The 22,836-nt window shown below is 35.0% G+C and carries 24 protein-coding genes; 2 read left to right on the forward strand and 22 right to left on the reverse strand.

Translation table 11 applies throughout. The features are described from left to right. Positions 1-3 precede the first annotated feature (3 nt). The 17 genes from mraY to BLT22_RS00715 form a co-directional block, all read right to left on the reverse strand. Positions 4-972, reverse strand: coding sequence for a phospho-N-acetylmuramoyl-pentapeptide-transferase (gene mraY, locus BLT22_RS00635; RefSeq protein WP_091759498.1), 969 nt, complete (start codon positions 970-972; stop codon positions 4-6). Positions 973-1,004: 32 nt separating this feature from the next. Continuing rightward, positions 1,005-3,203: a penicillin-binding protein gene (locus BLT22_RS00640; protein WP_236048732.1), complete on the reverse strand. Its 2,199-nt coding sequence runs from the start codon at positions 3,201-3,203 to the stop codon at positions 1,005-1,007. After that, complete coding sequence (gene ftsL, locus BLT22_RS00645) at positions 3,200-3,583, reverse strand: cell division protein FtsL (protein ID WP_171034373.1); 384 nt, start codon at positions 3,581-3,583, stop codon at positions 3,200-3,202. The genes BLT22_RS00640 and ftsL overlap by 4 nt, the downstream gene beginning before the upstream one ends. Positions 3,584-3,616: 33 nt before the next feature. Then, a complete protein-coding gene (gene rsmH / locus BLT22_RS00650) occupies positions 3,617-4,561 on the reverse strand; it encodes a 16S rRNA (cytosine(1402)-N(4))-methyltransferase RsmH (protein ID WP_091759501.1) in 945 nt (314 codons plus the stop codon). Between the two features lie 51 nt (positions 4,562-4,612). Next, positions 4,613-5,044 carry a division/cell wall cluster transcriptional repressor MraZ gene (gene mraZ / locus BLT22_RS00655; RefSeq protein ID WP_087057186.1) on the reverse strand — a complete coding sequence of 144 codons (432 nt, stop codon included), beginning with the start codon at positions 5,042-5,044 and terminating at the stop codon, positions 4,613-4,615. Positions 5,045-5,330: 286 nt separating this feature from the next. Beyond that, positions 5,331-5,711, reverse strand: a complete 381-nt coding sequence (locus BLT22_RS12545) for a DUF3397 domain-containing protein (protein WP_091759503.1) — start codon at positions 5,709-5,711, stop codon at positions 5,331-5,333. 127 nt (positions 5,712-5,838) lie between these two features. Continuing rightward, complete coding sequence (rpmF, locus tag BLT22_RS00665; RefSeq protein WP_072694533.1) at positions 5,839-6,009, reverse strand: 50S ribosomal protein L32; 171 nt, start codon at positions 6,007-6,009, stop codon at positions 5,839-5,841. Positions 6,010-6,086: 77 nt separating this feature from the next. Beyond that, positions 6,087-6,650: a YceD family protein gene (locus BLT22_RS00670; protein WP_087057184.1), complete on the reverse strand. Its 564-nt coding sequence runs from the start codon at positions 6,648-6,650 to the stop codon at positions 6,087-6,089. Positions 6,651-6,793: 143 nt separating this feature from the next. Continuing rightward, positions 6,794-7,993 carry a nucleotidyltransferase gene (locus tag BLT22_RS00675; RefSeq protein ID WP_091759505.1) on the reverse strand — a complete coding sequence of 400 codons (1,200 nt, stop codon included), beginning with the start codon at positions 7,991-7,993 and terminating at the stop codon, positions 6,794-6,796. A 10-nt stretch (positions 7,994-8,003) separates the two neighbouring features. Next, a complete protein-coding gene (locus BLT22_RS00680; RefSeq protein ID WP_087057182.1) occupies positions 8,004-8,738 on the reverse strand; it encodes a class I SAM-dependent DNA methyltransferase in 735 nt (244 codons plus the stop codon). Further along, positions 8,723-9,085: a ribosome silencing factor gene (gene rsfS / locus BLT22_RS00685; protein ID WP_091759508.1), complete on the reverse strand. Its 363-nt coding sequence runs from the start codon at positions 9,083-9,085 to the stop codon at positions 8,723-8,725. Before rsfS ends, BLT22_RS00680 begins: the two co-directional genes overlap by 16 nt. Before the next feature lie 10 nt (positions 9,086-9,095). Next, positions 9,096-9,698, reverse strand: a complete 603-nt coding sequence (yqeK, locus tag BLT22_RS00690; protein ID WP_091759682.1) for a bis(5'-nucleosyl)-tetraphosphatase (symmetrical) YqeK — start codon at positions 9,696-9,698, stop codon at positions 9,096-9,098. Beyond that, a complete protein-coding gene (locus BLT22_RS00695) occupies positions 9,688-10,329 on the reverse strand; it encodes a nicotinate-nucleotide adenylyltransferase (protein ID WP_091759510.1) in 642 nt (213 codons plus the stop codon). The genes yqeK and BLT22_RS00695 overlap by 11 nt, the downstream gene beginning before the upstream one ends. A 54-nt stretch (positions 10,330-10,383) precedes the next feature. Further along, entirely contained in the window at positions 10,384-10,701 is a 318-nt protein-coding gene (gene yhbY / locus BLT22_RS00700; protein WP_091759513.1) for a ribosome assembly RNA-binding protein YhbY, read from the reverse strand. 38 nt (positions 10,702-10,739) lie between these two features. Continuing rightward, positions 10,740-11,870, reverse strand: a complete 1,131-nt coding sequence (yqeH, locus tag BLT22_RS00705) for a ribosome biogenesis GTPase YqeH (protein WP_091759516.1) — start codon at positions 11,868-11,870, stop codon at positions 10,740-10,742. After that, positions 11,851-12,393 (reverse strand): YqeG family HAD IIIA-type phosphatase, encoded by a 543-nt coding sequence (locus BLT22_RS00710; RefSeq protein ID WP_091759519.1) that lies wholly within the window; start codon positions 12,391-12,393, stop codon positions 11,851-11,853. Before BLT22_RS00710 ends, yqeH begins: the two co-directional genes overlap by 20 nt. Before the next feature lie 161 nt (positions 12,394-12,554). Continuing rightward, positions 12,555-12,806 carry a YkuJ family protein gene (locus BLT22_RS00715; RefSeq protein ID WP_091759522.1) on the reverse strand — a complete coding sequence of 84 codons (252 nt, stop codon included), beginning with the start codon at positions 12,804-12,806 and terminating at the stop codon, positions 12,555-12,557. Positions 12,807-13,000: 194 nt separating this feature from the next. Between BLT22_RS00715 and BLT22_RS00720 the strand changes: the two genes are divergently transcribed. Continuing rightward, positions 13,001-14,185, forward strand: a complete 1,185-nt coding sequence (locus BLT22_RS00720) for a pyridoxal phosphate-dependent aminotransferase (RefSeq protein ID WP_087057210.1) — start codon at positions 13,001-13,003, stop codon at positions 14,183-14,185. 52 nt (positions 14,186-14,237) lie between these two features. Here the strand turns inward: BLT22_RS00720 and BLT22_RS00725 are convergent, their stop codons facing one another. The 3 genes from BLT22_RS00725 to BLT22_RS00735 form a co-directional block, all read right to left on the reverse strand. Then, positions 14,238-15,104: an NAD(P)-dependent oxidoreductase gene (locus tag BLT22_RS00725; RefSeq protein ID WP_091759525.1), complete on the reverse strand. Its 867-nt coding sequence runs from the start codon at positions 15,102-15,104 to the stop codon at positions 14,238-14,240. Between the two features lie 128 nt (positions 15,105-15,232). Beyond that, positions 15,233-16,957, reverse strand: coding sequence for a phosphoenolpyruvate--protein phosphotransferase (gene ptsP / locus BLT22_RS00730; RefSeq protein ID WP_091759528.1), 1,725 nt, complete (start codon positions 16,955-16,957; stop codon positions 15,233-15,235). Continuing rightward, positions 16,957-17,223 carry a phosphocarrier protein HPr gene (locus BLT22_RS00735; protein WP_087057174.1) on the reverse strand — a complete coding sequence of 89 codons (267 nt, stop codon included), beginning with the start codon at positions 17,221-17,223 and terminating at the stop codon, positions 16,957-16,959. Before BLT22_RS00735 ends, ptsP begins: the two co-directional genes overlap by 1 nt. A gap of 366 nt (positions 17,224-17,589) precedes the next feature. On the opposite strand from BLT22_RS00735, the gene BLT22_RS00740 reads away from it, so the two are divergent. Further along, positions 17,590-19,860, forward strand: a complete 2,271-nt coding sequence (locus BLT22_RS00740) for an ATP-dependent Clp protease ATP-binding subunit (RefSeq protein WP_091759531.1) — start codon at positions 17,590-17,592, stop codon at positions 19,858-19,860. A 96-nt stretch (positions 19,861-19,956) separates the two neighbouring features. Here BLT22_RS00740 and BLT22_RS00745 read toward each other — a convergent pair whose 3' ends face one another. Beyond that, the gene (locus BLT22_RS00745) at positions 19,957-21,555 is read right to left on the reverse strand and encodes a peptide chain release factor 3 (protein ID WP_091759533.1); all 1,599 of its coding nucleotides are present in this window, start codon (positions 21,553-21,555) and stop codon (positions 19,957-19,959) included. 71 nt (positions 21,556-21,626) lie between these two features. Next, complete coding sequence (locus tag BLT22_RS00750) at positions 21,627-22,718, reverse strand: AI-2E family transporter (protein WP_087057171.1); 1,092 nt, start codon at positions 22,716-22,718, stop codon at positions 21,627-21,629. Positions 22,719-22,836: the final 118 nt, after the last annotated feature.

Raw genomic sequence — 22,836 nt, forward strand, 5'->3', positions numbered from 1 at the left:
TCATTATACCAAAATAAGTAGTACGACTAAAGCCATAAGAAATCCTATCATTGAAAAAATTCCTACGATTTTCCATTCACTCCATCCAACCATTTCAAAGTGGTGATGAATAGGACTCATTTTGAAAATTCTTTTTCCTCTAAGCTTAAAGGAGCCTACCTGCAACATTACGCTTGCTGTTTCACAGACAAAAATAATCCCAATAAAAATCAATGTCCATTCTACATTCAACAGGATTGATATTCCTGCTAACCCTGCTCCGAGTGCTAAGGATCCAACATCTCCCATAAAAACTTTTGCCGGTTTTTTGTTAAACAAAAAGAACCCAAGTAATCCCCCAAATACCGATAAAGAAAAAACCATGACATCCCACTGAGCTTGAATACTGGCAATGATTGCATATGCAAGATAGGCAATCATCCCAGTACTAGCCATTAATCCATCAATTCCATCGGTTAAATTTGTAGCATTTGAGAAGCCCACGAGCCAAAATAGCAAGAACAATCCATATCCCCATCCCAAGTTAATTGAACCTAAAGCTGGAACAGTTAAAACTGTTGGAAAATTTAATAACATAAGCCCTACAAAAAATACTATTCCACCAATGATTTGACCAATAAGTTTTTGAAGACTAGTTAAACCAAGGTTTCGTTTCATGATTACTTTAATGTAGTCATCTAAAAATCCAATCAATCCATAGAGTATCAAGATGAACGTTAGTAATAGTATTCCCGTTGTAAAGACATTAAGGAAGTAACTTAAAATAAACACTGTAATGGTGGAAGCAAATATAAATGAAACGCCCCCCATAGTCGGTGTACCCGATTTACTTTCATGCCATGTTGGACCTTCTTCTCTAGTTACTTGTCCTAATTGCTTCTTGCTGAAATACTGGATAACAAACGGCATAGAGACTATTGTAATAATAAAACTAACTAATACCGGTGCAACCATTCTTAATAAATCTAACATTTTTTATTCTATCCCCTTTAAACCGTTTATCTTTATTCTTCTTCATCTGATATAGGAGACAAAGATATCTTAACTTTTTTACCAGGCTCTATGAACGAATTAGGAGCAAATTCCTGTTTTGAAACATATCCTTCGCCCTCAAATTCAAATTCAACTCCAGTCATTTCAGCAACTTTCATTACATCACTTCTAGACCACCCATTCATATCAGGCAATGTCATCGCTCCATTAGTTAATAATATTGTCTTCTGTTCATCATATAGTGTTGAACCCTCTAATGGAAATTGTTGTACGATTTTGTCTCCCGCTCCAATAACAGCACTATTTAAGTTTTTATTCTGCATTTGTGCAACTGCTTCTAGAGCACTACTGTCAATCAAATTAGGCATTGTTTCGCTTTGAATAGTATCTGTACTTTCTTCATCTCCTGCACTCATATACTCCAAAGCTCTTTTCATTACCGGATTAAATATTTTCTGTACGACTTCACTACCATGACCCACTCCATTAAAATCAGGTTGCTGTACCGTCACATACAATATCACATCCGGGTCATCTACCGGAGCCATACCTACAACTGAATAAATGTAATTACTACCTCCACTATAATACTGTTTTGTGTCTGGATTATACAATTGAGCAGTTCCCGTTTTGGCAGCAATTTCATACCCATCGATTTTGTACCCTTTTGCCGTTCCATGTTCATTGTTTACTGTCTCAGTTAAATAATTAAGCGTCTTTTCTGCAGTCTCTTTTGAAATTAGACTCTTGGTATATTCTGGTTCAAATTGTGTCATTTCATTTGTCTCTTTATTTGATATGTGATCCACAAGGTAAGGTTTAACCATCTCACCTTTATTAGCAATAGCAGAAAATGCACGCATCATTTGAGCTGGCGTTACGCTAAGTCCTTGACCAAATGCTGTATTTACTTTTTCTAATGGCCATTCATATTTATTACTACCACTATACTCATTGGGCAAATTCATTCCGACCGCTTCGCCAAAACCATAGTTATCCAAATATTTTTTCCAAGTATCAAATCCCATTTCCTCCACTTGATGAACAAAAGCAACATTACTTGAACGGGCTAGTCCTTCAAGATAAGAAATTGGACCCCATCCATTCGGATTAAAATCATGGACAGTCCCGCCTGCTACAGAAATTTTCCCAGACATAAAATAATTATTAGGGTGGAAGGTTCCTTCCTGAATAGACGCTGCTAAGGTCATGACTTTCATAGTTGATCCAGGTTCGAAGGCATATTCGACTAACAAATTCTGCCAAGACTGATCGATCCCTTCTTTAGTCGTTCCGTTAAAAGAAGGTCGTTGTGCAGTTGCAAGAATTTCACCCGTTTTTGCTTTCATTAAAGTTGCTGTCATTTTTTGAGGAGAATGTTCTTTTTCAACTTTATCCATTACGTTTTCTAATAAAACTTGAAGTCTACGATCTAATGTTAAATAAATATCACTACCATCAACAGCTTCTTTCTTCTGTTCCTCTTGTCCAGGAATAACATAGCCATATCTATCTTTTTTATATTCACTTGTGCCATTTGTTCCTTTAAGAATATCATCATAAGCCTGTTCTAAACCCATGATTCCTTTAAGCTGCTGATAAGCCATGTCATCTTCATCGTCACTTTGCCTTTGAGCAAGTCCAATCGTATGTGATGCAAAAGTCCCATTAGGATATAGCCTTGTTTTTTTATCTTCAAAATTAATACCTGTCAGTTCTTGCTTATCAAGCTCTTCTTGAATTTGACTGACGATATCGTAAGATAAATTATTTCCAGCTGAACTAAACTCAACTTGGTCACTCTCTTGAGTTAATCTTTTTAGTATCTCTTCTTCGCTCATAGAGATATACTTCGCCAAAACCTTCGCTACTTTTTCCGGCTTTTGTACATGTTGAGGACGTGTAGGGCTAGACCATTTATCAGTCAGTACTGCAACCATTTTATAAGAACTGGCATCCATCGCTATTGGGTTACCATTTTTGTCATAGATCGTTCCTCTATTAGCTTGAATAACAGTCTTTCTTGAATAGAGATTATCTATATTTTGTATAAGGTCTTCTCCGTTAATTTCTCCCTTGACCATAATCCATGAAAAACGAAGAGCTACAAATCCAAATATTATAAAACATGCTAAATAGAGAAAGACAGCAATAATTTTACGGTTACGAAATGGATTCGTAGCTCTTATTTTTTTAGTGATCTTTTTCATGGGGATACATTCCTAATCTGTTCTTCATTCATTTTCAAACCATTATCTTTTGCAATTTTATAGACTCTGTCATAACGAGATAGTTCTTGGATGTTCTGTTCCAAATTTTCATTTACAACTTGAATGTCTGTCGCTTGTTGGTCCAAGTCCTGAGTCGTACGGTTAGTTGTAGACAACTGCATCGCCATAGTAATGTTTGCAACTAATAATCCGAACACTACGCATCCAAAAAAACTAATCAACCAAACTTCTAAACGAGTAATGCCTCTTTTAACAGTTTTCTTAATATGTACGTTCCCTGGTTGTGTTTCAGGATGCTGCCTAGGACTTGGAACAGCTTGCATATTAATCTCACGAGCTAAGTTGTCATTCATAGCCATAATAATTTTCCTTTCTATTTTCATTTTTTATATTTAAGTTTGTTTTTCAGCGATGCGTAATTTTGCACTTCTTGATCTATTATTATGCTCTAACTCTTCTTCGCTGGGTAATATTGGTTTTCTGTTTACTAGTTTTAACGCCGGCTTTTTGAAGTCAGGCATAACTGGTAATCCTCTTGGAACATCTGGTAATTTAGAATATTCTCTAAAGATCTGTTTTACTATTCTATCTTCTAATGAATGGAACGTTATAACACTGATACGCCCCTCTAATGTTAGCAATCCAACAGCTTGTTCCAGTGATTCCTCAACTGATGTTAATTCATCGTTAACAGCAATTCTGATCGCTTGAAAGACTCTCTTCGCTGGATGTCCTCCTTTACGCCTAGCAGGAGCAGGAATTGCTTCTTTAATAATATTCACAAGTTCTTGAGTTGTATTAATCGGTTGCGTTTCTCTATGTGCTTCTATTTTTCTAGCGATCTGTTTAGAAAACTTCTCTTCACCGTATCGGAAAAAAATTCTAACTAAATCTGAATATTCCCATTTGTTGACCACATCATGCGCACTCAATTCTTGATCTCTATTCATCCGCATGTCTAACACAGCATCTTGATGGTAACTAAAACCTCTCTCCGCATTATCTAGTTGTGGTGAAGAAACGCCTAAGTCGTACAAAATACCATCTACTTTAGAAACACTTAATTCATTTAATGATTCTTTTAAATATCTAAAATTGGATTGAATAAATGTTATTTTCTTTTTAGTTACTTGATCTTTCAATAATATTTTCGCATGTTCAATTGCTGTACTGTCTTGATCAAAAGCATATAAGTGACCTTCATCACTTAATTGTTCAAGTATAAGAGCCGCATGCCCTGCTCCACCTAATGTACAGTCTACGTATATGCCGTCTGGTTTTATATTCAATCCCTCTGTTGCTTCTCTCAGCAAAACTGTCTCATGGTTAAATTCCAAGCTTTAGCCTCCTATCTATACATCATTTCTTTAAATTTCCTATAGGTTTAATTAAAATCCAAAATCAACCATTTCTTCTGCCATATCTTCAAAAGAGCCTTCAGCTTCTTTTGAAAAGGCATCCCATCTTTCTTCGCTCCATATTTCGAACCGTTCAGAAACACCAACAACATAACAAGCTTTTTCTAATTTGGCGTGGTCACGCAAAGTCTGAGGAATATTTATTCTACCTTGCTTATCCAATGTACATTCAGTAGCTGCTGAGTAGAAAAATCTTGTAAAAGCTCTTGATTCCTTTTTTGCTAAGGGGAGTTGCTTTAATTTTTGTTCCAAAACTTCCCATTCTTTTTGAGGATACCCGAATAAACATCCGTCTAGTCCTCGAGTGACAATGAAATATTGGCCTAAATCCTCTCGAAATTTAGCGGGCACAATCAACCGACCTTTAGAATCTATATTATGTCTGTATTCTCCCAACAACATTTCACTGCCCCCTCTCCCCACATATATGGCATAGTCTACCACAATGCCCCACTTTCTACCACCCAATATTAGAAAAATACTCAAAAAATATGTAAAATATATAACTTATCGAGAATAAAAATAACTTACGTTCCCCTTTCATTCTCTAAGACTTAAAAAAAGAAAAATTAGGTTTGTTATTTTCAACCTATCAGTATGTATGTTCCCATACAAATAGCCTTCATCCAAAAATGGATGAAGGCTATTGATTAGTTTAATGATGAATCAGCAGAGTGAATAGTATACCTTATACAAGTAATAAAATACCTAAAGAAATATACAATAATAATGCACAGATAAAAACATATCTCCACCAGACTCTCAAAACTTTCAAAATAGTTAATTTTTTATACTTGAAAGCAAAAAGTGTAGCCAATATTAATCCAATAATCGAAATAACAAAAGTGAAATATGGAATAAAACTTATCCCCACAATCAGTACACTGAAGATATGAATAGAAAATATTAAAACAGGGACTATAAAATCTACCCCTCTAATTTTGATTTTATATTTTCTAAATACTTTATTGACTAACCAGCTAGGTATTAGTAACAGATACGGACAAAAATAGAATATAATAAAATATAGATCAATATGCACATTCTCCAAGTACTCACCTTCTTTCATCTAAGTAAGTATTTCATAAATACTAGCGGTTAAATTTTACGGCATAGGTATTATAAATAAAACTATTAACCTATTATACTAAAAAACCTCTATTTTTAAAAATAGAGGTTTTTTAGTATAATTTCTTTTATTTTGATACGTCTTTCCCAGCGTAAAAGCCACAAGATGGGCATACGTGGTGGTTACGTTTTACTTCTCCACATTTAGGACAATCACTCATATTTGGAAGATCCAATTTGATGTGAGTACGACGTTTAGCTTTTCTAGCTGTAGATGTTCTTCTTTTAGGTACTGCCATGTTCCAACACACCTCCTTAAAGGGTTCTTAGATAATGATTATCTAAAACTTGTTTAGGATATAATCCTTGTATAATTTTATTCATTTTCTTCAGAAAAAAATCCTTTTAATGCTGCAAATCTAGGATCTTCTTCTTCTGACAAACGTTCTCTCACTCCAGTACCATATGCATCTTCTGATACGACTTTCCAGTCGCTTCCACGAGGCATATCCCCATTTTCACGTTCTTTATCCGTAAAAACTTGAGTAGGGATTGCTGCTAAAACAGCATCTTCAAGTGGTTTCTGCAAATCTAACGTATCTGATTCGAGTTCAACAACGATTTCATCATTTCCGTACTTTTCAGCATCAACTACTGTTCCAGCAGCAAGATATGTCTCAGAAAATGGAATACGTAAATCAACTTTTACTGGCTCAAGAGAACGCGCAGACGGAAGAATCAAACTAATTGTTAAGTTTAAATCAACTAAAAATTCATCTGTGTTTTCAACAACCAAAATCCCATCCATTTGTAACGGTTCTGCATCAATAATAGAAGTATTTCTATCCTTTAATGACTTAGTTAAATCTACTTGACCAGATACCGGAAGAGGATCTCCGTTAAGTTTCTTTAATTCGTTCAAAGCCCATTTGATTTTCATATATTATCACCTCTTAGCCTTATTATAAATGGTTTTATCTATATCAAACAACTTCTTTAAATTGAGCAGCCAATAATCACTCAAAAAATTGTGATATTAAAAATAAAGTCCCTTTTGACTTTAAGGCAACAAAAATAATTATACTAGTCCCCAGTTGTAATGTCAATAATATTTAAAGGCTTTCGATTGAAATCTTGTTTTAATTTATTATTATCTAAAGCTAATTGATAGACTTCTCCAGCTTTGATATCTAAGGACCAATCATCTTTTGTTCTTTTATTGATCTTTGTCAATAAGTTGATACTAGAAGTCTTTTTTACTTTATTCAAATATTGTTGTCCTAATGGACTAAAACCTAATATGCGTGAAGTAGGTATCTGATTTAAAGCGGTTAAATCGCTCTGCTTAATCTGCAATAGTACATATATACATAAACGTTGTAAACGAGTCCGTGTCATTCTTTTGTTCTTTACAGTCTGTATAAACCTTTCAAATGAATCAGCACTTTGAGCAGCTTTTTTCAAGCGATTTTCAAGCCCTTCCTCCATTTGATAGATTTTCTGTAACTCATCCAATGAAGAAGAAATAATCTGATATTTCAGTAAATGCCAATAATTATTCCAATTAATCAACTGGCTTTGATCTAGTAATTCCAAACTTTTTGCAGGCATAAATCGAGAAGATTTTTGAACATTTAAGGGATTAAGCAATTGTTTTCTTATTGCTGTGGCGCTTGCAATTGTAGTGTTATTTGGCAAGTTTACGTCATGATAATCTGCTTGTTTTCTTCCGATTACTTCAAAATGAAATATATCACCATGAAAATAATTTTCCTTTGCATAAGCTAGACCTAGCTGATTATTTGGCTTTGATAAATTAATTGGAAAAGAAGGAATAACAGCAGCGATAGCTTGTTCCATTCTTACGGCATATGGTTTCCCTTTTTCATTTTGTTTTTTAAACTGGTAATCAATGTCTTCTGAGTATTCAATCAGCAGTTTTGCAGCTTTTTTAAAGGTCTCTCCGTTGCCAGATTCAGCTCCGAAACTTAAAGAGGCACAACCAAGACCCGCTAAAATTTCTATGGCTCCTTTAGCAAATAAATCTGCTGGCTGTACGCTATATGATACTGGCAATTCTACTATCAAATCAGCTCCACCCGCTAGTGCCAGTTGGGCTCTTTTCCATTTATCAACTATCGCAGGTTCTCCACGTTGTAGAAAATTACCGCTCATTACAACGATGATCACTTCCGCACCCGTTCTTTTTTTGGCTTCTTGGAGCTGATATAAGTGACCATTATGAAAAGGATTGTATTCAGCTATTATTCCGCACGCTTCCATACTAATTTCCTCACTTTTTAGCAGCAAAAAACCAGCGTTTGCTTTTATTATTCACTTTTTGACCAAAGTCAGCAGTAATTTCTATTGTTTTAAAGCCAGCTTTTTTTAATAATTCCGTATACATATCAAGTGAATGTGTCCATTCTTTGTGGATTTCTTCAAATCTTTCATATTGTCCATTTTCTTTTTCTACAAAAAATGTTAATTGATGTTCAATAGAATCGTCCTTATTTCCTGGGTAACTATCCCATAGAAAAACAATCCCATCAACTTCATCGTGATAAGAAAACTGGTCAAATTCTTTTATCTGATAAGTAGAATGTACATCAAATAAAAATACACCATCTTGATTTAATTTCTTATAAACTTCAGAAAATATTCTACCTTTTTCTTCCTCTGTTTCAATATAGCATAGGGCATCACTATAGCAAATAATACCATCAAAACTTTCCAGCTCAGATAAGTTTCGCATATCCATTTCAACTAGTGGAAATTTTATTCCCGATTCTAACTGACGATCATAAGCAAGGCTCAACATGTCTGAAGAAAGATCCAGAGCAGTTATATCAAACCCAGCTTTAGTTAATTCCAAGGCTAGTATCCCTGTACCACATCCTAGTTCGAGAATATGCTGATCTTTATTTAGGTACTGACTAGTATACTCTGCCCATTTAGGATATAGAGAATCATCCATTAGTTCATCGTAAACTTTTGCAAACCAATTATATTTCACTGTTCGATCCATTCAGATACATCTACATAGTCTGCATCTGTCCATAGACGTTCTAATTGATAAAACTCTCTTTCTTCCTCATTGAATAAGTGAACGATAACTTCTCCTAGATCAATCAGAATCCATTTCCCGCCTTCTTTACCTTCTATTTTTCTGATTTCTACATCATTTTTTTCAACAGAGTCTTTTATAGCGTTTGTTATTGCATCTATTTGTCTTTCATTATTTCCGTGAGTCACTACAAAATAATCTGCTAATAAAGAGACACCTTTCATATCTAAAGCTATAATTTCCTCTGCCTGCTTATCGTCAGCTGCTTTTACTACTAATTCCAAAATTTGTTCTGCTGTTTTTGTCATAAACATCCTCCTATTTCTGAACTACCCAAGCGTTATATGTTTCAATTGCACGTGGATAGATTTTAACATTTTTCTCAAGTAAATATTTTAACGTTTTAAGTGTTGAAAAAGCAATCGCTTCTTTTAGGCTGCTTTTTGATAGTGCTCTTGCTTCTTCTACCCCCTCGAAGATTCGATTTGGTTCAATATAATCTGCTACATAAATAATTTGCTCAATCAACCCCATTTGCGGAGCTCCAACTGTATGATGACGAATAGCATCCAGAATTTCACTATCCGTAACATTAAACCTGTTCCTTATTAGAATAGCGCCAACAGGTCCATGCCAAATATTATTACCATATTGAAGTAACTCTAGATCCATATTTTCACTAATAATAATATCTCGCATTTCTTCATCTAGCTGTTCTTTTGCATAATCATGTAATAAAGCAGCAATACTTACTTTCTCATAATCCACTCTGTATTGTCTTGCCAGTTCAAGTGCAGCTTTTTCTACTCCTTTTACATGAGTAAATCGTTTTGGACTCATTACTTGGCTAACAGCTTCTAACAGCTCTTCTCTAGAGCAATTAATATATTTTTTTGAATAAATTATGTTTTCAGACTCCATCATGGTACAACCCTTCTGCTTCTATATACTCAAGTACTTTATCAGGAAGTAAAAATTTAACTGAACATTGGTCTGATATCTTTTGTCTAATCGTACTTGAACTAATTTCAATATTGGGTACATCGATAAAAATCAGCGGAAAAGCTGTTTCTACTGAGTATTGAGGACGATTGACCGCTACGATTTGCACTAAATTAACTAATTCATCAATTTTATACCAAGAAGGTAAATCTTCAACCATATCAGCTCCAATAATAAAATAATATTCAATATCAGGATTCTGCTCAGTTAAAGATTTGATCGTATCAAACGTAAAGCTCTTCCCGCCACGATTAATTTCTGTAAAATCTAATTCAAACTGCGGTTCTAATTCTATTGCTTTTTCAACCATTCTAACACGATGTTTTGCATCTATAGTGGTTTTCCCTTTAGCATGTGGGGGATTAGCAGAAGGAAGAAAAATGATTTTTTCTAATCCAAGTTGATCACGCACTTGATCTGCAATGATCAGATGCCCTAAATGTGGAGGATTGAAAGTGCCCCCCAAAATACCTATTTTTCTTCTTTCTTCTACATGAATATTTTCTATTCTGATTTCCGGTTCAATTATTGTGGACGTTTTCTTTACCAACTTTTTTCGCCTACCTTAATCGATTTGTTTCTTATTCTACTTATTACTATCTTTTTAGTTATTTGAACGAGGTAATTTTGTTGAATATAGTTGATACTTTTCTTTTGTGGAAGGTTTAAAAAGAACAATTACTTTACCTATCGTCTGCACTACGTTTATATCCGAATTATCTTCGATGATTTTTTTTGCGTCTTCGGGTTTTACATCTGTATTTTGAAGCAACTGTACTTTCATTAACTCTCGTTTTTCCAGTGCCTCCTCAAACTCCATAACCATTTCAGAAGTCAATCCATTTTTTCCAATTTGAAACAAGGGAGACATATCGTTTACTTGTGCTCTTAAATACCTTTTCTGTTTTCCTGTCAATTGCATTCTATTGCTTCCTTTATATTCATATTTTTAAAAACTTATTATATCAAAGATTTTCTTAATACAATGTCTACACCTTTGGGGGCCCAACCCGCAACTACGGTCCCGGCGCTTTCTATCGAAATCCAGCCCAGTCCAGAAAATACCAAATCTGAAGGTTCTTTGACTGTAAACTCAAACCGCTTAAGTTCAGGTAATGATTCCAAATTATCTTTGTAAGGAGGAGTAAGTAGTTCTCCTTTTTGTGTAGCATAGAGCTGATCAGCTTTTTCTAACTTTGTACGATGAATATTTAATTCATTAGAAAGATAGCAGACAAATGACTGCTTCCCTGCTCCCTTCAGATAGTCAAAACGAGCTAGTCCACCAAGAAAAAGTGTCTGCTCTTGATTCAGCTGATATACTTTTGGTTTAATTTCTTTTCTTGGAGTTACTTGTTTCAATTCTTTCGGAGTCAGATAATGTGCAATCTGAGAAGACTGAATGATACCAGGAGTATCTACTAGTACTCGTTCATCGTCAAGAGGAATCTCTATCTTTCCTAGCGTTGTTCCAGGAAAGTATGAGGTAGTAATAACATCTTCTGTATCTGTCGCAAGTTTTATAATTTGGTTGATTAATGTTGATTTCCCAACATTAGTAGTTCCTACTACATATACATCTTGACCTTTTCTTTCTATCTCAATCTTCTTCATCAAAGCTTCCACTGACTCAGTATCCATAGCGCTAGTAAGTAAAACTTCTTTAGGATGCAGACCCGCTTCATGTGCGCGCTCAGTTACCCATTGTCTCATCTTGCCTTCTTTAAGTGATTTAGGTAATAGATCTATTTTATTGCCGACTAAAATAACTGGATTCTTTCCTGCGAATCGTTGAATTCCAGAAATAAAGCTGCCATTAAAATCAAATATATCCACTATATTGATGATTAAAGCTTGCTTATCACTAATCTCATGTAACATATTTAGAAAGTCATCATCCGTCAACTCTACATCTTGCACTTCATTATAATGTCTTAAGCGGAAACATCTCTTACAATATAAGTCTTCATTTGCATTTGCATTTTTCAGAAGAGATGCAGGTAAAAAGCCGGCTTTAGTCTCATCATCAGACTGTAAAGTTGCTCCGCATCCTATACAAATCATTTCTGGATCATGTTTCAACTGGTTCATGCAATGAATCCCTCCATTTCATATCAGGATTTTTTTTAATCAGATAGTTCATTATCTTTAGTTCAATCATTCGATTAAAGCGAGTATTCCAAGCGTCAGAGTCCAATATAGGCTTAACGAGAACACTTCTAATCCCCGCATGATTTGCCCCTTTAATATCCGTTATAATCTGATCTCCAACCATCAATAATTCATCCTTTGATAAATTGAACTTTTCTTGTGCTTGCTTAAATCCTTTTTGGAACGGTTTCATGGCATTAGGGATAAATTCAAGTTCTAAAATCGTTGCCACCTTACTGACTCTTTTAGCTTTATTATTCGAAATAATAACAACATTAATTCCACTTGCTTTCATCCGTTCTATCCATTCTAAGGTTTCTTCAGTTGCCTCAGGGTTATTCCAAGCTATCAATGTGTTGTCTAGATCCGTCAAGACAGTTTTTATGTTTTTACGCTTTAATTGCTCAGGAGTAATTTGATATATGGAATTAACCATCCATGTTGGTTTGAAGCTATTTAGCATCCTCTTCTTCCTTTTCTTTATTCTATTGACCTAATCAATTTTCAGATCAATAGATTTATATAGTAGATCATTTTTTAGAGAAGCTCAATCATAAAAATGCATTCATTATAAAAAATCATAAAAATAGGAAGTACTAATAAGCACTTCCTATGTGAGTGACATTAGTCTTCAGTCGAACTAGCTGGTTGAACAAGTTCTAAGATCTCCACAGCGACATAGTCAATGTTATCAAATTCATAAGTTTGTCCACTTGTACGATCTTCTAATTCGTACATGCGGGAAGACTTGTCGTAACGAACAATACATTGTTCGTTACCGTCCTTTTCAAATCTTCTGACTTGAATCTCATCACTTTCATCTTCTCTCATCGCATCTAATCTTCTTATAATTGGTATAAGTTGGGATGGTTTCATCTGGTATTCCCCTTCCTGCTTCTCTGCTAACTTTCACTTTCTTATTTTACCAGATTTCAAGAAAAATTACAGTAAGAGGGCTAGTTCTTTTTATACTTGGATACTTTAATGAAAAAAAATACAGCAAATACTATTTTTATTTTCATAATATGATAAAATGGTTCCTAATATGATTAGGAGGACTTAATATGAATATGACTGAATTACATAAATTGTTTAATGCACAAACTCAAGAAATCGAAGTTTCTCTCATTCGTCAATTTGACGAAAAAGTTGCTGGTATTGACAACATGATTCGCTTAACGTTGGGCCAACCTGATTTCCCTACACCTCAACATGTTAAAGAAGCTGGTATTGAAGCTATTAATAATAACTTTTCCTTTTATACAGGTATGGCCGGGGATATTCGCTTACGTAAGGCAATGGCAAATTTCGTTAAAGTGAAATATAACGTTTCTTACGATCCTGAAACAGAAATTTTATCTACCGTTGGGGCAACAGAAGCACTCGCTTCCTCTTTATTAGGGATTTTGAATCCCGGAGACAAAGTATTAATTCCTTCCCCTTTCTTTTCCTTGTATGAACCTTTGGTTACATTAGGACACGGTAAGGCTGTTTTCATAGATACAACAAAAAATGATTTTATTTTATCTCCTAAAATGATTGAATCAGCAATGGAAGAACATGGTGATAAAGTGAAAGCAATCATTTTAAATTATCCTACTAACCCAACTGGAGTAACTTGGAACCGCGAGGAAGTCCAGGCAATTGCAAATACGATTAAGAAGTATCCAAATGTATTTGCGATAAGTGATGAAATCTATAGTGAACTTGTTTACGAAGGTTCTCATATTTCACTAGGAGAATACCTTTTTGATCAAACAATTGTTATCAATGGATTATCTAAATCTCACGCCATGACTGGATGGCGCTTAGGGTTTACTTTAGCTCCTAAAGATATTACAGATCAAATAAAAAAAGTACACCAGAATCTAGTAACTAGTGCTTCAAGCATTACACAGTACGCTGGTATTGAAGCTTTAAAAAATGGGATGGATGACGCTGTCCCAATGCGTCTGGAATACAGGAAACGTCGGGACTTGATATATGAGGTCATGAGTGATCTAGGATTCAAAATTGCCAAACCTAATGGCGCTTTTTATATTTTTGCTAGGATTCCAGATGGATACATTCAGAATAGCTTTAGTTTCTGTTATGACTTAGCTCAAAAAGCAAAAATCGGATTCATACCTGGTGTAGCTTTTGGAAAAGCTGGTGAAGGTTATGTAAGATTAAGCTACGCATCTAGTATGAGCGAAATTAAAGAAGCTATGGAACGCTTGACTACTTACATGAAAGAAAATGCGCCAGAAATTTAACTATAAAAGCCAATCGACTGTAATGTCGATTGGCTTTTATATTATCAACTTTCTACTTTTCCCACCAAAGTTTAATTAAGGCTTGAGTACCATCATCACCATTACCGGCATCTTCCAACTGGTCATATAACTTCTTGGCATTTAGAGTTGACGGTAAATTCACGCCAAGTTTTTCCGCTTCATTTAATGCAATTCCTAAATCTTTAATAAAATGTTTCACAAAAAATCCTGCTGAGTAATCTTCTTTCAAGATTCTTGGGCCATAATTTTGTAGAGACCAATTCGCTGCACTCCCGCCACCAACAGTTTTAAGAACTTTCTCCAAATTCAATCCTGCTGCTTTTGCATAAACTAACAATTCAGTCAAACCTGTCATTGTTCCAGCAATCATGATCTGATTCGCCATCTTTGTATGTTGCCCACTACCAGCAGGGCCTTGTAATTCCAGTGTCCCTGAAAAGGTCATAAATATAGGTTTCATTGTTTCAAATGCTTCTTCATCTCCACCAACCATTGTTGTTAGAGTTCCGTTTCTCGCTCCTAAATCTCCACCTGATACTGGAGCATCCAGAGAAAATGTCCCTTTTTCTTTAGCTGTTTCATAAATTTTTTCAGCTAATGATGGCTGACTCGTTGTAAGATCAATCAAAATTGAACCAGATTGAACGCCATTAAAAATTCCGTTTTCGCTATAATAAACCTCTTCGACATCTTCCGGAAATCCAACCATTGTAAAAATCAGTTCGCTTGCTTGAGCAATATCTCTTGGCGTATCTTTCCATATAGCTCCAAGCTCTACTAATTCGTCTGTTTTACTTTTCGTTCTATTATAAACATGAACTTCATATCCCGCAGACAATAGATGTTTAACAATCGAAGCACCCATGACGCCAGTTCCAATAAATCCGATTTTTTTCATTTATTTTAACTCTCCTCTTTTACTTTATTTTCTTATTATATCACTTCGATAATTTATGTATAAAGCAGATTTATTATTTTTATAAAAAAAACACTTTAAGAGAGCTAACCCTCTTAAAGTGTAAATAATTATTTAGAAGTGTATTGTTCTACTAATTTAACGACTTCTTCTGCTGTTGTACATTCATTAAGCGCTTGTTCACTTAATTTTTTCATTTCAGCAGTATCTAAGTGCGTTAGTAGACTACGCGTTTTAAGAATGCTTGTAGCACTCATAGAGAACTCATCTAAACCTAATCCAACTAGTAATGGAACAGCAATTTGATCTCCTGCCATTTCTCCGCACATACCTGCCCATTTACCTTCTTTATGCGCTGCATCTATTACGTTTTTAACCAAACGTAATATGGAAGGATTATAAGGTTGATACAAGTAAGAAACGCGTTCGTTCATACGATCTGCTGCCATAGTGTATTGTATCAAATCATTTGTTCCAATACTAAAGAAGTCAACTTCTTTAGCAAATTGATCCGCCAATACAGCTGCAGCCGGAATTTCAATCATGATACCAACTTGAATATCATCTGCGACTTTTATATCAGCTTTAGCTAAATTAGCTTTTTCTTCTTCTAAAATAGCTTTGGCATCTCTAAATTCTGGAAGTGTTGCAATCATTGGAAACATGATTCTTAAAGTTCCATGCACCGAAGCACGTAATAACGCGCGAATCTGAGTGCGGAAAATCTCATCTTGATCCAAACTGACTCGAATTGCACGATATCCTAAAAATGGATTCATCTCTTTGGGCAACTCTAAATAAGGAAGTTCCTTGTCCCCGCCAATATCCATCGTACGAACCACAACAGGTTTACCATCCATACCTTCTAAAACTGCTTTATAAGCAGTATATTGCTCATCTTCAGTAGGTAATTCCTTAGAATCCATGTATAAGAATTCTGTACGATACAAACCGATTGCTTCTCCACCATTATCAATTACCCCAGTTAAATCTTTAGGAGTTCCGATATTAGCAGCTAATTCAACGTGTTTTCCATCTTTAGTAACACTTTTCTCATCTTTCAAGCGGTCCCATTCAAGTTTTAGCTCTGCAAATTCATTTGCCTTTTTGTTGTATGTTTCAATAGTAGACTCTGAAGGATTAATGAACACATCACCTTCCATACCATCTACTACCAAAAAGTCTCCTTCTGCAACCATTTCTGTAATATTATTCGTTCCTACGATTGCAGGAATTTCTAATGAACGAGCCATGATAGCAGAGTGAGAAGTACGTCCACCAACGTTAGTCACAAAAGCCTTTACATATTGTTTATTTAACTGAGCCGTATCACTTGGTGTCAAATCTTCTGCAATAATGATCACTTCTTCATCAATTGTAGCAGGAGTGGGAAGTTTTACATTTAGCAGATGAGACATGACACGTTTACGTACGTCTCGTATATCTGCTGCTCTTTCTTGCATATAAGGATTATCTTCCATTGCTTCAAACATCGTAATAAAATTATCAGATGTTTGTTGAAAAGCAGCTTCAGCATTTACCTTATCATTCTTAATTACTGTATTTGTTTGACCAATCAAATCAGGATCAGAAAGCACCATTGCATGTGCATCGAACACTTGTGCTTCTTCTTCTCCAAGTGACTTTGCTGCGATGGAGCGAATGTTAGCAAGCTCTTCCTTAGCAGTATCGATAGCAGCCTGTAAACGATTCACTTCAGAATCAATATCTGAAATCGTTTTTTTGTCAAATGATAAATCAGGTTCTACTAGTAAATAAGCCTTAGCTTGAGCAATACCATCACTTGCAGCAATACCAGATACTTGTGATGCCATTATTCAGCCATTCCCTCATTTTTAATTGTTTGTTCGATTCCTTCAATTGCTTCTTTTTCGTCTGCACCTTCAGCAGAAATTGTAACGTCTGCACCTTGACCAACACCAAGTGACATAACACCCATGATTGATTTCAAGTTAACAGATTTACCTTTGTACTCTAAAGTAATATCTGAATTGTATTTGCTTGCAGTTTGCACAAGTAATGTTGCTGGACGTGCATGAATACCTGTTTCTGCTGTTACATTATAGTTACGTTTTTCCATTGTTAGTTTCCCCTTTACAAATATAATAGTTTTTGAAAATAGTGAATAGAACGATCGCCTAATAGTTAGATAAACTATAAAAACGGCATAATAAGTCATTATTCACCTTTCTTCCTATACAGATTACCATTTTTCTGATTACCCTACAACTATTTTTTACTATTTCGAGGTATTTATCACTTGAAAGTCAAAATAGGTCAGAGTATAATGATAATTAGCAATAGGTCAGATTTGGTCAAAAACGATCCGTATAGCTATTTTATTTGCAAATAACTCTTAAAATAAATGCTTTCTACCTGACCTTTTGCAAATACACTAGTATAATGAAAGTAAATAGCAGACTCAAAAGAAAGGTTGTGCAGCAGCATGATATGCCAAAGATGTATGCAACGCAATGCAACTATTCATCTAACCACAAATATAAATGGAAGAAGTAGAGAAATCGATTTATGCCAGAAATGTTATAGAGAAATCAGACAGCAGGAGGAGCAAGGTAGAATGAATCAAGGAAACGCACAAGATCCATTTGGTTTTGGAAACTTTGATGATCTTTTTAGAGCAATCTCTCAAGGCAACACTCAGAATCCTAACCAACAGACTCCACCTAACCAAGCATTCAGAGGAAATGGTCAGCAACCCCCTCGCAATAATGCTTCAGGAAGAGGAGGATTGCTGGGAGAATACGGCGTAGACCTAACCCAAATGGCTAAAGATGGTAAAATTGATCCTGTCATTGGCCGAGATAAAGAAATAGAAAGAGTTATCGAAATACTAAATCGTCGTACAAAAAATAACCCTGTTTTAACCGGAGAAGCAGGGGTAGGTAAAACCGCTATTGTAGAAGGTTTGGCCCTTAAGATTGTAAATGATGAAGTTCCGCAGAAATTATTGAATAAAGAAGTTATCCGCTTAGATGTTGCTTCGCTTGTTCAAGGAACTGGTATCAGAGGACAATTTGAAGAACGGATGCAGCAATTAATAAAAGAATTACGTGAAAATGATTCTATCATTCTCTTTATTGATGAAGTTCACGAGTTAGTAGGCGCTGGAACTGCTGAGGGTAGCAGCATGGACGCAGGAAACATTTTAAAACCTGCCCTTGCTCGCGGTGAGTTGCAAATGGTTGGAGCCACAACTTTAAATGAATATAGAAAAATTGAAAAAGATCCTGCATTAGAAAGACGTTTGCAGCCAGTCAGAGTCAATGAACCAACTCCGGATGAAACAATCACAATATTAAAAGGTATTCAAAATCAGTACGAGAATTATCATCACGTACACTATACTGATAAAGCAATACAAAGTGCTGTGGAATTATCTCATCGGTATATCCAAGATCGTTTTTTACCTGATAAAGCAATTGATTTACTTGATGAGGCTGGATCTAAGAAAAACTTGACGATTCGTACAGTAGACCCCGCAGCAATAACAAAAAAAATAGAAGAAGCCGAAAAACAAAAACAATCTTCATTACAACAAGAAGATTATGAAAAAGCAGCATTTTATCGTGATCAGGTAACTAAGCATAAAGAAATGTTGGATCAACAAACACCGGATTCCGAGCTACCTGAGATCACAGAAAAAGATATGGTTCATATTATTGAACAAAAAACGGGTATTCCGGTTGGTGAATTAAAAGAAAAAGAACAAGAACAATTACGTGACTTAGATCAATCTCTACGCAATCATGTAATAGGACAAGATGATGCTGTCGAAAAAGTAGCTAAAGCGATTCGTAGAAATCGTATTGGATTAAGACAAAAAAATCGACCAATTGGTTCTTTCCTTTTCGTAGGACCAACAGGCGTGGGTAAAACAGAGTTAGCTAAAACTTTAGCACTCGAATTATTTGGCAGTAAAAATTCTTATGTACGTTTGGATATGAGTGAATATATGGAAAAACACAGCACTTCTAAACTTATCGGTTCTCCTCCTGGCTACGTAGGTTACGATGAAGCTGGGCAATTAACTGAAAAAATTCGCCGTAATCCATACAGCCTGATTCTCGTCGATGAAGTCGAAAAAGCGCATCCGGATGTCCTGCACATGTTCTTACAGATTCTAGATGATGGAAGATTAACTGATGCACAAGGCCGTACGGTTAATTTTAAAGAAACCATTATCATTATGACAAGTAATGCTGGAACTACAAACGTCGAATCAAGCGTTGGTTTTGGAGCACAATTAAGCGGAAAACAGCATTCACTTCTCAATAATCTTGGTGAATTCTTTAAACCGGAATTCTTGAATCGATTAGATGGCATTGTGGAATTCCATTCTTTATCAAAAGAACATCTAATGGAAATCGTTTCATTAATGTTAGAAGAAATTAATGCTGCACTGAAACAACACAATATAACGGTGACTGTAGATAATAAAGCTAAAGAAAAACTGGTAGATTTAGGATACGATCCTAAGATGGGCGCTCGTCCACTTCGCAGAGTCATCGAAGAACAAATTGAAGATAAAGTTGCCGAATATTACTTGAATCATCCTCAAGCAAGCAATATTCTTGCAACAGTAAATGATGATGATATGATCGTTATCGAAAAGATTTCAAATTCAGAAGAATCTCATTCTGATATAGAAGATACTGAAGGAACTAACCATAATAACCCTTCTTCACAAGACTCATAATAAAAAAATGAAAAAAGCATGACTACTATCAGCCGACTATAGGCTCGGTAGTAGATCATGCTTTTTTTTTAAAAATAAATACTTTTAATTTTCAATTTATAAAAGAGAAGTAAGTTGAACTTCTGGGTATTTATCGCTAAACCAACGTTCTGCAAATTGATTTTCAAACAAGAATAATGGGCGACCAAATCGGTCTCTAACCAACATATTACGACTCGACCCCATGTTTTCATCCAATTGTTCTGGATCTATCCAACGAGCAATTCGACTACCAATAGAAGTCATGACTACTTCTGAATTATATTCATTTAACATACGGTGCTGAAAAACTTCAAATTGCAACTGACCAACAGCGCCAATAATATATGTTTCAGTATGGTATGTTTTATATAATTGAATAGCGCCTTCTTGAACTAGTTGATTGATTCCTTTATGGAATGACTTTTGTTTCATGACATTTTTAGGTTCAACTTTAATAAATAACTCTGGTGTAAATTGTGGCAGGCTTTCAAATTTTATCGCTTGTTTTCCTTCATAGATCGTATCACCAATTTGGAAATTCCCAGTATCATATAATCCAATAATATCTCCTGCTACAGCACCTTTAACTGATTCTCTATTTTCGGCCATAAACTGAGTTGAATTTGACAACTTCATTTTTTTGTTGGTCCTGGCTAAAGTAACATCAATTCCTCTTTCAAAATCTCCGGAACATATTCTTACAAAGGCAATACGGTCCCGGTGCTTAGGATCCATATTAGCTTGAATTTTGAAGATAAACCCAGAAAATTCTTCTTTAGTAGGTGAGACTTCTTTTCCATCTACATCGATATGCTCAGTCGGTGCCGGGGCAAATTGTAAAAACGTCTCTAAAAAGGTCTGAACACCAAAATTTGTCAGAGCAGAACCAAAGAATACAGGCGTCAGTTTTCCATCTAGTATGGCTTTCTCAGAAAAGTCATTTCCCGCTTCTCTTAGTAACATCGCTTCTTCTAAAACTTGATCATATAAACTTTCTCGTTTAAGTTTATGTTCGCCTTCAATTGCCCCTTCATTATTTAAAGGTATGAAACGTTCTCCCTGATTTGATTCATCCGGGCGAAACATTTCAATACGATTATGATATAAGTCATATAAGCCTAGAAAGTTTTTCCCTGATCCTATTGGCCAATTCATTGGGTATGCATCAATTTCTAGCACTTCTTCTAGCTCTTCTACTAATTCTAATGGTTCTCTTCCATCTCGATCTAACTTATTCATGAATGTGAAGATTGGTATGCCGCGCATACGACAAACCTTAAATAATTTTTTTGTTTGCTCTTCAATCCCTTTAGCACTATCTACAACCATAACAGCAGCATCTACAGCCATCAAAGTACGATAAGTGTCTTCAGAAAAATCTTCATGTCCTGGTGTATCAAGTATATTAATTCTTTTCTCATCATAATCAAACTGCATTACAGAACTCGTCACAGAGATACCACGTTGCTTCTCGATTTCCATCCAATCTGACTTTGCAAATTTGCCTGATTTTTTTGCTTTTACGGTACCAGCTTGTCTAATTGCTCCACCGAATAAAAGTAATTGTTCCGTTATAGTTGTTTTCCCAGCATCAGGATGAGAGATAATGGCAAACGTCCTTCTAGACTCTACTTCTTTTTTTAATTCCTTATTTTCTTTTGTTTCGTTTATCATAATAACTTCCTTTATCTATAATAATTTCTTATTAACTTGATCATTTTATTGTTCGCTGAATAGTTACTCAGCTAAGACAAGGTGATCTTCTTTTCTTTTTTTATTTTTATAACATAGACTACAATCGTCTTAATAATTGCAAATACTGGCACTCCAATCAACATCCCAAGTAACCCTGCTATATCTGCTGAAGCTAAAAGAATCAAAATTACTGTAAGAGGATGAATCGAAAGAGATTTTCCTACCAAAAAAGGTGTAAACAAATTCCCATCTAACTGTTGAACAATCAATACAAAAATCGCTGCCAAAACTGCTTTTGCTGGAGAATCAATTAGTCCTACTATAATGGCTGGCGCTGCTCCTAAGAAAGGACCAATATAGGGAATGAAATTTGTAATTGCTGCAAACACAGAGAGTAAAAACGCAGACGGGAAACCTGCTATAGTATACATGACAAAAAGAATGATACCAACAAGTAATGAAGCCATCCCCTTACCACTAATATAGCTGGAAATTGTGTCATTTATTTGAAGGGCAAGTTCTTTAGCGTTCTTTTTAAACTTTTCTGGACTGATTTTTTCAATATAACTCGGGAATCTATGTCCGTCGTATAGCATATAAAACAAAATAACAGGAACTGTGATGAATAAAAATAAAAATTGCGTCAAGCTTTGGATTACACCACCTACACTCGTTACCATACCATCTAGAAATCCTGTTCCCAGATTTCGTAACCACGAGTCTATATTTAAAAGAATCGTATCAAAATCGACTTGCTCCATCCAAGGTTCTTCTGAAAGTTTCCGGAAATAGAAATCCAGTTCATTGATAAACTGAGGAATACCTGAAATAAGTAAACTAGTTTGCTCTACTAACATTGGGATACCTCTTAATACTGTGAGGACAACTACTCCTACAAGCAATACCATTACTAGAGATACTCCGTATATTCTTTTAACTTTTATTTTTTCAAGTAATTTAACAATTGGATTTAATAAATAAAACAAAAATCCGGCCATTAATAAGGGCATAAATAATGAAGTTAAGATAGCTAATAGAGGGTTTAAAATAAAATCTATTTGTTGAAGAATGAATATCAACAATGCGACTGCTAGAAACCACACAGTCCAGAACATTATTTTTGAGTTTTGCCAATTTATCACTTACATTTCTCCTCTACCGTTTAATGACTACAACCTATTATATGACAGCTACTACTTAAATAAAAGAGGCAGTTATCACTATTAATTGACGCAAATACAAATTTAATGATAAAATTAT

Source organism: Marinilactibacillus psychrotolerans (assembly GCF_900101525.1).
GTDB classification, from domain to species: Bacteria; Bacillota; Bacilli; order Lactobacillales; family Carnobacteriaceae_A; genus Marinilactibacillus; species Marinilactibacillus psychrotolerans.